This window comes from Betaproteobacteria bacterium (genome assembly GCA_016720925.1).
Lineage (GTDB): Bacteria > Pseudomonadota > Gammaproteobacteria > Burkholderiales > Usitatibacteraceae > UKL13-2.
In genome coordinates this window covers 399,441-413,125 of record JADKJR010000001.1, presented here as the reverse complement: position 1 = coordinate 413,125, position 13,685 = coordinate 399,441, and the positions used below count along the sequence as shown (strand labels likewise).

13 protein-coding genes are annotated in these 13,685 nt (G+C 58.5%); 3 read left to right on the top strand and 10 right to left on the bottom strand.

Annotated features, from left to right (window positions below; translation table 11 throughout):
- Window positions 1–49 precede the first annotated feature (49 nt).
- From IPP88_01980 to IPP88_01965, 4 genes are all read right to left on the bottom strand, one after another.
- Window positions 50–583: a hypothetical protein gene (locus tag IPP88_01980; GenBank protein MBL0121533.1), complete on the bottom strand. Its 534-nt coding sequence runs from the start codon at window positions 581–583 to the stop codon at window positions 50–52.
- 53 nt (window positions 584–636) lie between these two features.
- Window positions 637–1,074: a DUF3617 family protein gene (locus tag IPP88_01975; GenBank protein ID MBL0121532.1), complete on the bottom strand. Its 438-nt coding sequence runs from the start codon at window positions 1,072–1,074 to the stop codon at window positions 637–639.
- Between the two features lie 111 nt (window positions 1,075–1,185).
- Complete coding sequence (locus tag IPP88_01970; GenBank protein MBL0121531.1) at window positions 1,186–2,403, bottom strand: threonine ammonia-lyase; 1,218 nt, start codon at window positions 2,401–2,403, stop codon at window positions 1,186–1,188.
- Window positions 2,404–2,408: 5 nt separating this feature from the next.
- A complete protein-coding gene (locus IPP88_01965; GenBank protein ID MBL0121530.1) occupies window positions 2,409–3,662 on the bottom strand; it encodes a D-amino acid dehydrogenase in 1,254 nt (417 codons plus the stop codon).
- Between the two features lie 322 nt (window positions 3,663–3,984).
- On the opposite strand from IPP88_01965, the gene IPP88_01960 reads away from it, so the two are divergent.
- The 3 genes from IPP88_01960 to IPP88_01950 all read left to right on the top strand — a co-directional run bounded on the left by IPP88_01960 (window position 3,985) and on the right by IPP88_01950 (window position 7,825).
- Complete coding sequence (locus tag IPP88_01960; GenBank protein ID MBL0121529.1) at window positions 3,985–4,674, top strand: DUF4743 domain-containing protein; 690 nt, start codon at window positions 3,985–3,987, stop codon at window positions 4,672–4,674.
- Window positions 4,675–4,927: 253 nt separating this feature from the next.
- Window positions 4,928–6,787 carry an EAL domain-containing protein gene (locus IPP88_01955; GenBank protein ID MBL0121528.1) on the top strand — a complete coding sequence of 620 codons (1,860 nt, stop codon included), beginning with the start codon at window positions 4,928–4,930 and terminating at the stop codon, window positions 6,785–6,787.
- A complete protein-coding gene (locus IPP88_01950) occupies window positions 6,788–7,825 on the top strand; it encodes a prolyl oligopeptidase family serine peptidase (GenBank protein MBL0121527.1) in 1,038 nt (345 codons plus the stop codon).
- A gap of 107 nt (window positions 7,826–7,932) precedes the next feature.
- Here IPP88_01950 and IPP88_01945 read toward each other — a convergent pair whose 3' ends face one another.
- The 6 genes from IPP88_01945 to IPP88_01920 all read right to left on the bottom strand — a co-directional run bounded on the left by IPP88_01945 (window position 7,933) and on the right by IPP88_01920 (window position 13,679).
- Window positions 7,933–8,790, bottom strand: a complete 858-nt coding sequence (locus tag IPP88_01945; protein MBL0121526.1) for an NYN domain-containing protein — start codon at window positions 8,788–8,790, stop codon at window positions 7,933–7,935.
- Window positions 8,791–9,038: 248 nt separating this feature from the next.
- On the bottom strand, window positions 9,039–10,454 hold the full coding sequence (locus tag IPP88_01940; protein MBL0121525.1) for a hypothetical protein: 1,416 nt from the start codon (window positions 10,452–10,454) through the stop codon (window positions 9,039–9,041).
- Between the two features lie 388 nt (window positions 10,455–10,842).
- Complete coding sequence (locus IPP88_01935) at window positions 10,843–11,115, bottom strand: hypothetical protein (protein ID MBL0121524.1); 273 nt, start codon at window positions 11,113–11,115, stop codon at window positions 10,843–10,845.
- Between the two features lie 66 nt (window positions 11,116–11,181).
- A complete protein-coding gene (locus IPP88_01930) occupies window positions 11,182–11,766 on the bottom strand; it encodes a DUF1211 domain-containing protein (protein MBL0121523.1) in 585 nt (194 codons plus the stop codon).
- Between the two features lie 950 nt (window positions 11,767–12,716).
- Window positions 12,717–13,064, bottom strand: a complete 348-nt coding sequence (locus IPP88_01925; protein ID MBL0121522.1) for a nucleotide pyrophosphohydrolase — start codon at window positions 13,062–13,064, stop codon at window positions 12,717–12,719.
- 156 nt (window positions 13,065–13,220) lie between these two features.
- Window positions 13,221–13,679 carry a TIGR03067 domain-containing protein gene (locus IPP88_01920; GenBank protein MBL0121521.1) on the bottom strand — a complete coding sequence of 153 codons (459 nt, stop codon included), beginning with the start codon at window positions 13,677–13,679 and terminating at the stop codon, window positions 13,221–13,223.
- Window positions 13,680–13,685: the final 6 nt, after the last annotated feature.

Genomic DNA, 13,685 nt, shown 5'->3' with positions numbered 1-13,685 from the left:
CAGACTTTCGAAGGCGCGCCAGCGCTAGACTTTCCATCCCGTACCGCGACTACTTGACTGGCGCGTCAATGGACGGTTTCGCAGGCGGCACGGGCAGAGCCGGAGAGACTGGCGGCTTTATGGTTGGATCGCACGCACCCGCGACTCTGCGCATGGTGCGCGTGACAGAAATGCCGCCTTTTTCCGGCGAGTTGACGACCACCTGACTTCCAAGGCTGCCGTCAGCCTCCTGCCGCGTCGCGACCTCTGCCGACATGCCGTCTTTGCATGCATACTTGGTCTGCTCACGCAGCGCCTCGGTGCGCTTGTCGCTTAGCCAGCAGTTGCTTTTCAATTCATCGGGCAATTCCGCATTCGCCGCGCTATTGACGCTAACCGTGCCACGCGCATGGCAAACCAGGCTCTGCTTGCGGTCACGCTTTGACGGCTCACGATCCCTCGGACCATAGATTTCCTGCACCGTGGTAACGGACCAAAGTTCACCTGTAGCCGCCGGTCTTGGCGCCGGCGGAAGCGGCCCCGTGCTTTGCGCAAACTGCGCGAACGAATCGAAGCCGGCTGATGACAGTGCCAGAAGCAACATGAATGCGAGCCGGTTCGTCCTGGACTGCCGGTCATGCCTGCCGTAAGCTGTCCTCATTTCTTTTCACAGGTATCCGCAATGCGCTTGCCTTCGCTGGACATTTTCATGTTGCCGCGCGGCGAATTCATTGCCATGTTCATCTTGAAGGCGTCCTTGCCGTTGTGCGTAATGCTGCCTTCGCCGGTCGTACCATCGACGCATTTCATTTTCCACGAGGTTGTATTACCCGACATTTTCATGTCGCTCTGCTCGCACTGGCGTTCGCCTTTTTCATTGGGTGGGCGCTGTTCGTTCCACTTCCTTTCACCCGGCTTGATGCACTGGGTCATGACGCGATCGCCCATTTTCGCCGCCATTTCCGGCGGCATCCCCGGCATATCCATTTTTTGGCGTATTTCCCATAGTCCGCCGGGCATTTCCTTCATCTGCGCTTGCGCGCCGATCGAAAACAACGCGGCAGAAAAGGCCAGCAACTTTCCAACCTGGTTCATGAAGTTCTCCTGAGAATGATGATCGCATCCTACCGCTAAATCGTTTCGCATGGGATAAATGGCCCGGCAAATTCTGCGCGCATTCCAGCCATCCGTCCGGCACTGGAAAACTCAGTCCGACATGCTTGAAACGTATGCCCGGAAACCGGCTTCACCGAGTTTGCCGACGATGGCATCGACATGCGCGGTATTGCGCGTCTTCAGGACAAACTCCACGACCGCCGTCTGCACGGGCAGGTTGGTGAAGGAGCGCTGATGATGGACTTCTTCAATGTTGGCGTTCGCCTCGGCGATCACACTGGTGATGCGTGCAAGCGTTCCCGGTAAATCGCGCAATTCGACCTTCAAGCGCGACAGGCGACCTGCGCGCACCATACCGCGTTTGATGATTTCCGCGAGCATCAGCGGATCAATGTTGCCGCCGCACAATACCAGGCCGACTTTCTTGCCGGCGAAGTACTCGCGATGTTTCATCAGCGCCGCGAGCGAAACGGCGCCCGCGCCCTCCACGACCGTCTTCTCGATTTCCAGCAGCATGACAATCGCTTCTTCAATATCGCCTTCATCCACCAGCAGAATATCGGAAACCAGTTTTTCAACGATGGCGCGCGTGAGCGTGCCTGACTCTTTCACCGCGATGCCCTCGGCGATCGTGGACAGCCCGAAACGTGCCTCGGTACCCTTGATGGCGGCGAGCATCGACGGAAAACGCGCGGTCTCCACGCCGATAATATCGATTTCCGACTTCATTGCCTTCGCCGCGATCGCCATGCCGCTGATCAATCCGCCGCCGCCAATGGCGATGCACAGCGTATCCAGTTCTGGATGTGCTTCAAGCATTTCCAGCGCGATGGTGCCCTGTCCGGCGATGACTTTCTCGTCATCGTACGGATGAACGAAAGTGAGCTTTTGCTGGTCCGCGAGAATCAGCGCATGCGCCTTGGCTTCGTCGAAATTTTCGCCATGCAGCACCACGTGCGCGCCGTGCCGCTCGGTCATTTCCACTTTCACATTGGGCGTGAACTTCGGCATGACGATGATGCTGGGAATACCGAGGCGCGCGGCGTGATGCGCGACGCCTTGCGCGTGATTGCCGGCGGAGGCGGCAATCACGCCGCGCTGCTTTTCTTCGGCCGTGAGCGACGCCAGTTTGTTGAGCGCGCCACGTTCCTTGAAGCTCGCCGTAAATTGATGATTTTCAAACTTGAGATACACCTCGGCGCCGGTGATTTCCGAGAGCGTGCGCGAATGCAGGCATGGGGTGTTGGCGATGTGACCGCTGAGCACTTTCCGGGCGGCCTGGATGTCGGCAAGGGACACAGGATGCATATCACTCATTTCAGAAATTGATAGTCGACTTCCGGCTTCTTTCCCGCGACCAGATCCGCGAGTGCGCGCCCGGACCCGCAACCCTCCGTCCACCCCAATGTCCCGTGCCCGGTATTCAGAAACAAATTCGCCATCCGCGTGCGCCCGATCAGCGGGCAATTCGACGGCGTCGACGGACGCAATCCTGTCCAGAATTCCGGATGATCGTAGTCGGCGGCGTTCGGAAACAGTTCGCGCGCGCGTTTCTCCAGCATCCCGGTGCGAGTCGTCGAGAGATTCGTGCTGTAGCCATCGAGTTCGGCGGTACCCGCAATGCGCAAACGATTGCCCAGCCGCGAGATCACCATTCTCATCGCTTCGTCGGTGAGGCTCATGGTCGGCGCACCCTCGAAGCCTTCGGTCGAAAATGTTGCCGAATAACCTTTCGCCGGATAAACGGGGATGGTAATGCCGATCGGTTTGAGAGCGAGATAGCTGTAGCTCCCCATCGCACACACATACGCGTCCGCGGTCTCGGTTTCAGTGTGGCCCGTCACGTCGCGCAATCGCACGCCGCTGACTTTTCCCGCCATCGTTTCGATCGCCTCGACCGTCGCACCGTACTTGAATTTCACCCCTTTTGATTGGCAAAGTGCCGCCAGGTTTTGTGTGAACGCATGCGCATCGCCCGATTCGTCGGTCGCGGCAAACGTCGCACCTGCGAGTTGATCGCGATAGTGATTGAGCGCGGGTTCGATCGCGATCGCCTCATCGACCGTCTTTGCTTCGCGCTCGATACCATATTGACGCAGCAGTTTTGAGGCCTCACGCGCGGCGGCGAAATCCCTTTCACTGGTGTAGAACTGCAGGATGCCTCTGGTTTGCTGATCGTACTGAATGCCGGTTTCCTGCCTGAGCTCCTGCAACGCCTGGCGGCTGTACAGGCCGAGATTGACCATTTCGCGGATATTGTGACGAAAGCGCCACGGCAGGCATTCGATCATGAAGCGCATGCCCCATGAAAGTTGATGCCACTCGAATCTAGGACGAAACAGCAGCGGCGCATCGTCTTTCATCAGCCATTTCATCACCATGAATGGCGCCCCCGGCGCGGCCCACGGTTCTGATTGCGATACCGAAATCTGCGAGCCGTTCGCAAAGCTGGTTTCAAGGCCGGCTGCCGGTTGACGGTCGATGACGGTCACGTCGAAACCCTGCTTGGCCAGGTACCAGGCGCTGGCGGTACCGATGATGCCGGCGCCCATGACAATCACCTTCATTTGCTGCTCCGAAAATTTGGCGCGCGGAACGCGGACGGGATGGTGTTGCTCTGACAACTCAGGCCGACCGCGACGAGAATGGCGGGATGCGATACCATTGCCGGAAAACCAGTGGCATTGCGGCCACCATGATAACGCAACCGCGCACGGAAATTCATGCCCAAAACTCTCGCCGAATTCGTTGAGAACGCCTGCATCTTCGACCCCGCGGATTCCCTGTTGCCTTTCACGGTCGAGGGGGTTCTTGCCGGATGGATGAAACGCTCTTTCGCCGAACGCCTGGAGGAGTGGCCGGAGTATTTCACGGTGCGGCCGCGCGGTGTTGGCATGCGCGGACATTTCGAAACCCCCGAGCACCGCAGCGGCAATTGCCGAAGTGGTGGAATCGCTCGCGGCGGAAACGGTGATCCGCGGCTGGCGCGGCGAACTGGTCACGGTGTGCGAATCGTTTTATTCGCCACCGCTGTTTCATATTGAACGCGCGGCCACGCGGCACTTTGGCCTGACCGTGTATGCCTCGCACCTCAATGGATTAACGATTCGCCAGGGCGAGCCATATATGTGGATTGGAAGGCGCGCCGACAGCAAGTCGATCGATCCTGGCTTGCTGGACAATATTGCCGCCGGCCGTATCGCGCGCGGCATGACGCCCTTCGAGACGCTGGTGAAAGAGAGCTTTGAAGAAGCCGGTATCGCGGGAGACATGGCGCGCGGCGCCAAGGGTGCCGGTGCGGTACGCTGCAAACGCGCGGTGGAGGAAGGACTCCACAACGAAATCATCTTCGTGCACGACATCATCCTGCCGGAGTCCTTTGCCCCTGCCAATCAGGATGGCGAGGTTGCCGGGTTTACCTGCATGCCGATTGCGGAACTGATGGAGCGCCTGGAGAAAAAGCCCGACGATTTCACCGTCGATGCGGCGCTGGTGGCGATCGATTGCCTGATCCGGCGCGGTTACCTGGGCTCGGATCGCGACGATTACCTCGACCTTATTCACGCGCTGCGACCGTAAGGACGGGGAAGTGAAACTCCAGCATTGGCGAGGCTCATCAAGCGTTTCTGCGCCGGAATCCGCTCCAGTGCTTGTGTTTGTGTTTTTGTTTGCGAATATTTTCGCCTGTCGGATCGCCCGTGCCTTTCGTCCGGTCCGCCCGGGGAAGCAAACGCAAGACGCCGTGCCACAAGCTATATTGATCCAATAAAAATCAACCTGGTAACAGACCGTAGTGATAACTCCCAGTTTTCAAGCCCGAACACAGAGTGAGATGCAGGCCGTCAGGGTGCAACAATTCCTGATTGCCGCCGGCACTTATGGCATCGCCTTGCCGCTGCTTTACTTGGCGTATCTGGCCAAACTGATCGCGCAGGGGCCAACGCTGGTCGCTATTGGCATGGCGGTCACGATCAACCTGGTGTTTTTCGCGCTCTTCAAATCCGGCGCCAATCTGCGCTTTCAGGATAAAAGCCTCACCCACGCACAGACATTTACCGGCATTGCCTATGTCATGTTCGTCGCCTACAGCTTCAGCCACGACCGCGGCCTGGTGCTGATCTGGTGTTTCGTGGTGCTGCTGTTTGGCGTCTTTCGTTTCAGGACGCGCGAATTTGTGGTCACAACACTGGTTGTCCTCGCCGGCTATGCATTGGTGATCAATTTGCTGATGACCTTCAAGCCCGATACCGTAAACGTGTACGTGGAGTGGTACCAGTGGATGACCCTGGCGCTGGTGCTACCGGCGTTCGCCATGATCGGTGGACGCATCAGCGCCTTGCGTGCAAAGATGGCTGAAAACAATGCGGAACTGATGAAGGCGCTGTCGACCATCCAGGTCCTCGCCAATCACGACTCGCTGACCGGCCTGCCCAACCGCGCGATGTTCAACACCAATTTGCAGGCAGCCATTGCGCGCGCGTCCCGCACGAAAAGCTCGCTGGCCCTGTTCTTCATCGACCTCGACAACTTCAAGCAGGTCAACGACACGCTCGGCCATCCGTTCGGCGATAGCGTGCTGCGCGAGACGGTTCGGCGATTCACCGGCCTGGTGCGCGAGGGCGATACGCTGGCACGGTTCGGCGGCGACGAGTTTGTGCTGCTGGTGGAAAATCTCAAGGACGCATCAGACGTACACCCGATTGCACTGAAACTGCAAACGGTCCTTGAGCCGCGCGCGATGCTGGAAGGCACCGAGGTAAACCTGTCTTCAAGCATCGGCGTCTGTGTGTATCCCGCCGACGGCGCGGATGCGTCCACGCTGCTGGCCAATGCCGATATCGCCATGTACGAGGCGAAAGCAGCGGGCCGCAAACAATACTGCGTGTTTTCGGCGAGCATGAGCGATCAGGCTGCCGAGAAATACCAGATGGAAGCCGCGCTGCGGCGCGCGCTGGAAGAAAACCGGTTCCGCATTCACTATCAGCCGAAGATCGATATTGCATCAGGCCGCGTGACCGGAGTGGAAGCGTTGATCCGCTGGGAACATCCGGAACTGGGCCTGATTTATCCCGACCGCTTCATCCCGCTGGCTGAAGAGACCGGTCTCATCATCGCCATCGGCAAGTGGACACTGACCGAAGTTTGCGCGCGCGCGAAAGCGTGGGAAGAGCAGGGGGTTCCACCGATGATCATGTCGATCAATCTGTCCGGCTCGCAACTGATGCATCCGGAATTTGTCAGCGAATGCGCGGCGGCCCTGAAAGCGGCCGGACGCAAGCCGGAGCTGTTTGAACTCGAAATCACCGAAAGCATGGTGATGCAAAATCCGGAGCGCGCCACCAAGCTGATGGATGAACTGCGCGAAATTGGCATCCGCCTCGCCATCGACGATTTCGGCACCGGCTATTCATCGCTGTCGTACCTGAAACAGTTCCCGGTGCATACGCTGAAGGTCGACCAGAGCTTCGTGCGAAATTTGCCGCATAACCAGGATGACGTCGCCATCACCCGCGCTGTGATCGCCATGGCACACAGCCTGAACATGAACGTGATCGCCGAAGGAGTGGAACGCCAGGAGCAGCTCACGCTGCTTGAGGCGGAAGGCTGCGATGAATTTCAAGGCTACTTTTGCGCGCGGGCCTTGCCGGAAAACGAGCTCATCACGTTTCTGAAAAACCGCAAGGAAAAGTAGGTGGCCGGCGTGGCAAAGCCCACGACACGCCTGGTGATCGCCGGTATTGTGTTGGCGGCCACGGCAGCCATATTTGGCGGGTCCAAGCTGTGGTCAACGTGGATGAGTCGCGAGCCACCTTGGCCGAGCGCCGTAGAACGCATTGAATACACCAGTAGCGGCGATAACACGCAGCAGCCCGCTATGTTTTATGTGCCGCAACAATATACAAACAACGCCGCGATGCCACTTCTGGTGGCACTTCATACGTGGGGATCGGGCTTTGACCAGGCGGATTCAATTTCCTACGTGGATTGGTGCATCGCCAACGGCTGGGCATTTGTCCATCCGCACTTTCGCGGGGCTAACGACAAGCCCTCTGCGATGGGTTCTGAACTGGTGATCGCGGATATTCTGGGCGCGGTCGAATATGCCAAGCGGCACGCCAACATAGACCCCGCGCGGATCTACCTCATCGGTGAATCGGGCGGTGGCTACGCGGCACTGCTGATGGCGGGCCGTGCGCCGCACCTGTGGGCAGGCGTCTCGGCGTGGGCCGCGCCCATTGACATGATTGCATTTCACGATGAATCCTTGGCGCGCGGGCTCCGGTTCGCCGGCCACATCGCACGCGTCTGCGGCGGCGCACCGCTGTCCGGTTCGATGGCGGCGGCGGAATGCGCGAGGCGATCAGCCTCGACATACCTCGCCACTGCCCGTGATGTGCCTGTCGATATTAACGCGGGCATCCACGATGGCCATGACGGCGGTGGCAGCGTGACCATCAGCCATAGTCTCAATGCTTTCAATTTGCTCGCCGATCCAGCGGACCGGTTCATCTCACCTGAGATTGAGTCGATGGTTCGACAGGCGAGCGTGCCCGCCGCGCTGCGATTTGCCGGCAGCGATCCGCTGTATGGCGCCTCGAGCGTGCTGCTGCGTCGCCAATCGCACAACGTGCGCCTGACCATTTTCGATGGCGGGCACCAACGCATCACCGAGGCCGGGCTTACATGGTTGTCGCAACTCCCGGCGCGCAGGGATGCCAATAGCCGCTGAGATGTTCGACCGTCGACGCACTGCTGCACTCAACTTCGCCCAGCCCCGTCGCCGGAGCGCATGCACTTTTCAGGCAGGGGCCTTGGAACAACAAAGCGCCTCTCCCGCTATCGCGGCAATGACACCGCCACTGCCTGCCCATGACGACGGATTTCCAGCAAACCGCGCTTTTCCGCGTCTTCAAGAATCTTGCCGAACGCCTTGTAGCCGTAAGCCGATTCCTGGAAATCCGGGCGGCGGCGCTTCAGCGCGTTCTTCACATTTGAAGCGTGTACTTCGTCGACATCCTTTTCGTTCAGCAATGCTTCGGCGGTATCAACCACCAACTCGATGGCTTCCATGCGCCGCGCATCGTCGGATGACTCGGTAGCCGTTGCATCATCTGCTGCCGGCGATTTTTGGTCGGCCACCTTACGGGTCGCTTGATCCTTTTGTTTCTTCGCGCTGGTCTCGGTGGATTTCTTCGACGCCGCGTCGGCCTGCTTTTTTGCCAACGCTTTCTTGCGGGCCTCGTCTGCCTTCACCAAGTCATCGTAAAAAATGAATTCATCGCAGTTGTTCACCAGCAGGTCCGACGTCGAGCTTCTCACGCCGACGCCGATGACGGTCTTGTTGTTCTCCCGCAGCTTGCTCACCAGCGGCGAAAAATCCGAATCCCCGCTGATGATCACGAAAGCGTCAACGTGCGACTTGGTGTAGCAAAGGTCCAGTGCATCGACGACCATGCGAATATCCGCGGAATTCTTGCCTGACATGCGCACATGCGGAATCTCGATCAGTTCGAAGGCGGCCTCGTGCATGCTCTTCTTGAAATCCTTGTAACGCTCCCAATCGCAGTACGCTTTCTTCACCACGATATCGCCCTTCACCAGCAGGCGTTCAAGTACCTTGCGAATATCGAACTCCGCGTATTTCGCATCGCGCACGCCGAGCGCGACGTTCTCGAAATCGCAGAACAGCGCCATGTTTTGTACGTCGCTACTGGAAGAGGTGGCCATGAATCTTTCCTAAGGCGGCTCGCGCCTTGTGCAATTACAGGACTCTAGCATCCAGCGCGCCGCGCCACCGACTTTTGGTGAAAAGCCACAGAAAGGGGCGCTCGGCCCCCGGACGTGCTTCCGTGGTTTGGCGCAGCAGACCTGCCTGGCACCAACCCGGCTTCCCTCTCCCATTTCTGGGAGAGGGTCAAACTCACCGGATCCCACTCACAGGACTATTGCACCATGCGCGCCGTGACCACGTCACCGTAGATTTCGGTATCGGATACCGTCTTGCTGCGGCGTCCGGCGGCGAGAATCTGCGCGTTCTTGTCGATAGCGACACCGAGGTATACCGCTTCCGGCGCGCCGAAATCGTAGTAGGTGTAGCCACTCATCGTGTAGCCGAAGCTGCTGTCGTACTGGCCGTTGGCATCGAGCCGCAGCGTATAGGCCACGCTTCTGCCCGGATATACCGGTGTGGTGGAAAACGGTTGCAGGTCGCACATGCCCACCAGATAAATGTAATCCTTGAATGTGGTCAGGCCATAGTTATAGGTGTAGTCGGTGCAGAAGCCTGCTTTCGGATTGGCCGGACCACCGCCGCCGCCGTAAACCATGGTGCCGGTCCCGCCAGTCAGGCTGGTATCAAGCGCGCCATTGGTCAGCAGACGGGCAAGACCGACGTAACATTTCTGCTCGCCAGTTACCGGATCAGCCGGTTCGCACACCGAGCCGCTCAGCAGGATACGGTTCTTCGGATCGAACGCCACACGGCGGCCAAAATTGGGGCCGGACAACAACGGGAAGTTGGTCACGCCAGCAGCACCGAAACTCGCGTCCAGCACACCCGCCCAGCTTACCCGCGCCAGGGCGAACTGGTAATCCGGTGCGGTCGAGGTACGCACGCGTCCGCCCAGCACAAGGCGGCCGGCGGAATCCATTTTCACATCGGTCGCGCGGCCCGTTTCCGTCGTGGTGCCCGGCAAAATGTTGTATCGCGCGATACCACTGCCGGCCAGCGAAGTATCCAGCGCACCGGCGCTATTCAATCGCACCAGCGTGAAGCGTGGACGCGAGGTGCCGGGCGCAGCCGAGGACGTCGCGATCATCGCGCGGTTCTTGTATTGCGTGAGGCCGATGACCGGATACACACCCGTGCCGACCGGGATGGTGGCCAGGCCGCTACTTCCGTAGCTGGTATCGAGTGCGCCCGTGTTTTTCAGCCGCCAGACAAAAATGGTATCGAAATTACAGCTCGCGACCAGCAAATTGGTGCTGCTATCCTCCACCAATTCCGGCGTGCAAACCAGATCCTTCGAAGGCAATGGCAGATTGACAACGCCGCCCACGCCAAAGCTCGTGTCCAGTACACCGGTATCGAGATAGCGCACCACCGAATAGTCGTTATACGACCCCGCTGGGTTACTGGTGGCGTAGTAGGCGGTGACGGCACGATTCTTGTAATCCGAGATGACGGCGCTGCCGGTGGCGAGATCGCCCTGCGCTTGCGTGTTGTAACCGCTGCCGTTAAAACCCGGATCGAGGTCGCCCGGCGTGGCGGCCCACGCGCTGGCTGACAGGCACAGGGCAACCAGCGCGCTCATTGCGCTTGTTGCGGCTGGGGCAAACATACATGTCTTGCGTTTCATTGTGCAGCTCCATAAAAATCGTTGCGGTCCACATGTTGACGATCTCCTTTCCTGCACGGAGTGCGCGACACATGCACTCCACTCCAAATTCCTGAACAACGAAAATGCGCGAGTTGATTCTATTTTTTTAGATGCTGCGGCAGCTGTGCCCGGCCGATCGCAACGAATGCTTTGTTGAAAACGGGTAGGCATATGTATAAACGCCAATTGCGGCAATTTACCGCCAAGCGGCGGGCCGAAATATGATGGATCGCACATTCGCGCGGGGATACCGCGATCAGGGGATGGGGCAGAACGCAGTACCGCATTCAGCAAGCTTGCCGGACGGACACGGAGGCGCGCTCACGTTCAACGTCGCTCCATCGAACGCCGGGGCCCAGCACACCAACTATCGGATATCCGGCGTCCCAATATCGCGATGCACCTTGCGCACCAGCAACCCGCACACGAGAAAATACAACATCACAAACGCCACGCGATAGTTGCTCGCGCCGACATACCGGAAAAATACAAAAGTCAGCACGATCCAGATGAAGGCACCCGCCAACAATAACGACGCGCGAAATTTCCGGCCGCCCAAAAGTTCATACGCACCCGCGCCGCCCAGATACAGGAAAATCAACCAACCCACCGAATACGAGATCTCAACAAGCGTCCCCACCGACTCTCCCTTTTGACTTTCCGCGCAGTCCCAATGTGCGACAGACGTTTGCGATGCTATCGCCGCCTATTCGATCTGCTTCGCCATCACCTTTTCTATCCGTCGATCCGGAATAAACCACATCGCCGCCACGCCGAAATAAACGGCAAGCGCAAACCACGTATGCAGAAACGCGGCCTCGATGGCAATCACATAAAGGAAGAGCGACAGCCGGCCCTTGATATCGCGGCCCACGGCGCGGGCGAGCACGGATTCCATGCCGTGGCGCGCAATGATCGTGCGTTGCAGCAACATGTACGCCGCGCCCGCCATCAGCAGCACCACGCCATATAGCGCGGTCGGCAAGGTCGCGAAATGGTTCTCGCCCATCCAGCCGGTGACAAACGGCATCAGCGACAGCCAGAACAGCAGATGCATATTGGCCCAGAGAATTTTTCCGTCAACGTGTTGCGCGGCATGCAGCATGTGGTGATGGTTGTTCCAATAGATGCCAACGTTCACGAAGCTCAACACATAGCTCAGGAACACCGGACCCAGCGGCACCAGGGCGGATAACTCGCTGCTGTGCGGCACCTTCATCTCCAGCACCATGATGGTAATGATGATGGCGATCACACCATCGCTGAACGCTTCCAAACGCGATTTGCCCATCGTGGTCCTTTTCTTTTCAATCCCCTGACCTGCCGCCGCCCGCACTGCGCGGCGGAGCAAAGTCTAGCACTGGCCCGACACTCGGGGTGGATATGACTGGCGGTTACGGGTAACGCCGATATCAGACCGGAGGAACGACTATCAATCCAGCTACCGAATTGTGATCAGGTTCAGCACATTCAATTACTTGATCGACAAACGTGCGTGCAGGATTGCGCGTTGAGCTTTCGCATGATGATTCTCAAACGCCGAGTTCACTCTCGGTGCCAATCAGCGATGTCTTCGGTTGCTTCAATATGTACGATGCCGCACAGGTCAAGATAGATGGGCGACGCTTTGTTGGCATGGTAGTGCTTCTGGTTGGCGATTCAGCGTGCCGTGACCACACCAGACGATTCCAAACCTGCCAGCTCGCGTTGCATTGCGTCGGAGCCCGAGCCCGTGAGTCCGATGAGTTCATTGGCTAAAATCCGGTCCGGTGGCCCGAAAACAAAATCCATTGCGCGCCGCTGCGTAGTGGTCAAGAGTGCGTCGGCAGAGCCGCTGGCGGAGGCGGCGCTTTCTGCGCACCGGCTCCGTAATATGCGCCCGCTTCACGAGCGGACAACGGCGCACGCACCATCTTTCTCGGTGCCAATTTTGCCTGCAGAGCGACCGTCTTTTGCCGAGATGGATTTCCTTGAAATACCCATAGTGGGCATTACCAGGCCCACTATGGGTATTGTCAATATTTTCAATTCAGGAATGGCAAGCGACAAAATAAGCCACTTGGGCGGGCGGCACATATGTGGTATGCATATAGCGCATGAGCCCGCGCCCCATATAGAATTCACACAAACACAAGCACTGGCGCGCCGACTAGCGGCTTTTATGTCTGAGCGCCTCGCCAGTGCTTGAGTTTTATCTGCAACCTACGTTGCGCTGCCACCGTAGTACGGCAAACGGCCGCGCTACAACTCCGTATATTTCTTGCTATTCCCGTGCGCCTTCTCCACCGGGTACTTGGTCGCATTCACGGCGATCTTCGCCTTCGCGGCAGCGATGAGATCGATGCCCAGCTTGTCGCTTAGCCGGATCAGGTAAAGCAACACGTCGGCCACTTCTTCCTTGACGCCTTCGAGTGCGACCGGCGGCAATTGCTGGCTCTGCGATTCGGTCAACCACTGAAATTTCTCGAGGAGTTCGGCGGCTTCCACGGCGAGGGCGGAGGCGAGGTTTTTGGGGGAATGGAATTGGTCCCAATCGCGATCGGCGGCGAAGGTGCGGAGCTCGTTACGGAGGGATTCGAGGTCATTCATGGGCGGAATATTGCGACGTGACATGGTGCGACGGCCGCCACGTACTGCGTGGGTGGGCAAAGCGCAGCGTGCCCACGCGAAGAATCGATCATGGGCACGCTGCGCTTTGCGCACCCAGCCGTTACGCGAGTATTGTCACCATTCGCTAAGCCCCCCTTACTTCTTGCCGTACGTCACTCGCAACAACATCGTCCCCTCGCGGCTGACGAATTCGCTGGGCCGGTCTTTCTCGGAGAGGTCATAGCAGATCTCAAGTTCGCGACCATTGAATCGGTAGATGGCCGGGTAACGTTTGCCTTTGTTGGGGCCGTCCTCGCCCACCACGTCGATGCGCGCGGCCTGGCCGGCGAGTTCATCGCCGAAGAGGATGAGTTTGCCGCGATCGCCCGGCGGCGCGGAGCTGGCAAATGAACCGGCGCGGTACTTGTTGCCGGCGATTTGCAGTTCGAAAGTCGCGGGCATGGCAAAGTCCTTGCCGCCGAGTTCGGCTTTCTTCACGAGCCAGATCCCATTGAGATTGGCGTCGGTCACTTGTTCACGTTCGCGGAATTCGCGGTGGGCTGCGCAACCACTGAGGACGAAGATTGACGCCAGGGTGATGAGTAATTTTTTCACTGGGGG

Bases quoted from the DNA above. Each gene is read 5' to 3' on its own strand.
- IPP88_01980 (MBL0121533.1), bottom strand. From the start codon at position 583: ATGTTGCTTCTGGCACTGTCATCAGCCGGCTTCGATTCGTTCGCGCAG.
- IPP88_01975 (MBL0121532.1), bottom strand. From the start codon at position 1,074: ATGAACCAGGTTGGAAAGTTGCTGGCCTTTTCTGCCGCGTTGTTTTCG.
- IPP88_01970 (MBL0121531.1), bottom strand. From the start codon at position 2,403: ATGCATCCTGTGTCCCTTGCCGACATCCAGGCCGCCCGGAAAGTGCTC.
- IPP88_01965 (MBL0121530.1), bottom strand. From the start codon at position 3,662: ATGAAGGTGATTGTCATGGGCGCCGGCATCATCGGTACCGCCAGCGCC.
- IPP88_01955 (MBL0121528.1), top strand. From the start codon at position 4,928: ATGCAGGCCGTCAGGGTGCAACAATTCCTGATTGCCGCCGGCACTTAT.
- IPP88_01945 (MBL0121526.1), bottom strand. From the start codon at position 8,790: ATGGCGCTGTTCTGCGATTTCGAGAACGTCGCGCTCGGCGTGCGCGAT.
- IPP88_01940 (MBL0121525.1), bottom strand. From the start codon at position 10,454: ATGAAACGCAAGACATGTATGTTTGCCCCAGCCGCAACAAGCGCAATG.
- IPP88_01930 (MBL0121523.1), bottom strand. From the start codon at position 11,766: ATGGGCAAATCGCGTTTGGAAGCGTTCAGCGATGGTGTGATCGCCATC.
- IPP88_01925 (MBL0121522.1), bottom strand. From the start codon at position 13,064: ATGAATGACCTCGAATCCCTCCGTAACGAGCTCCGCACCTTCGCCGCC.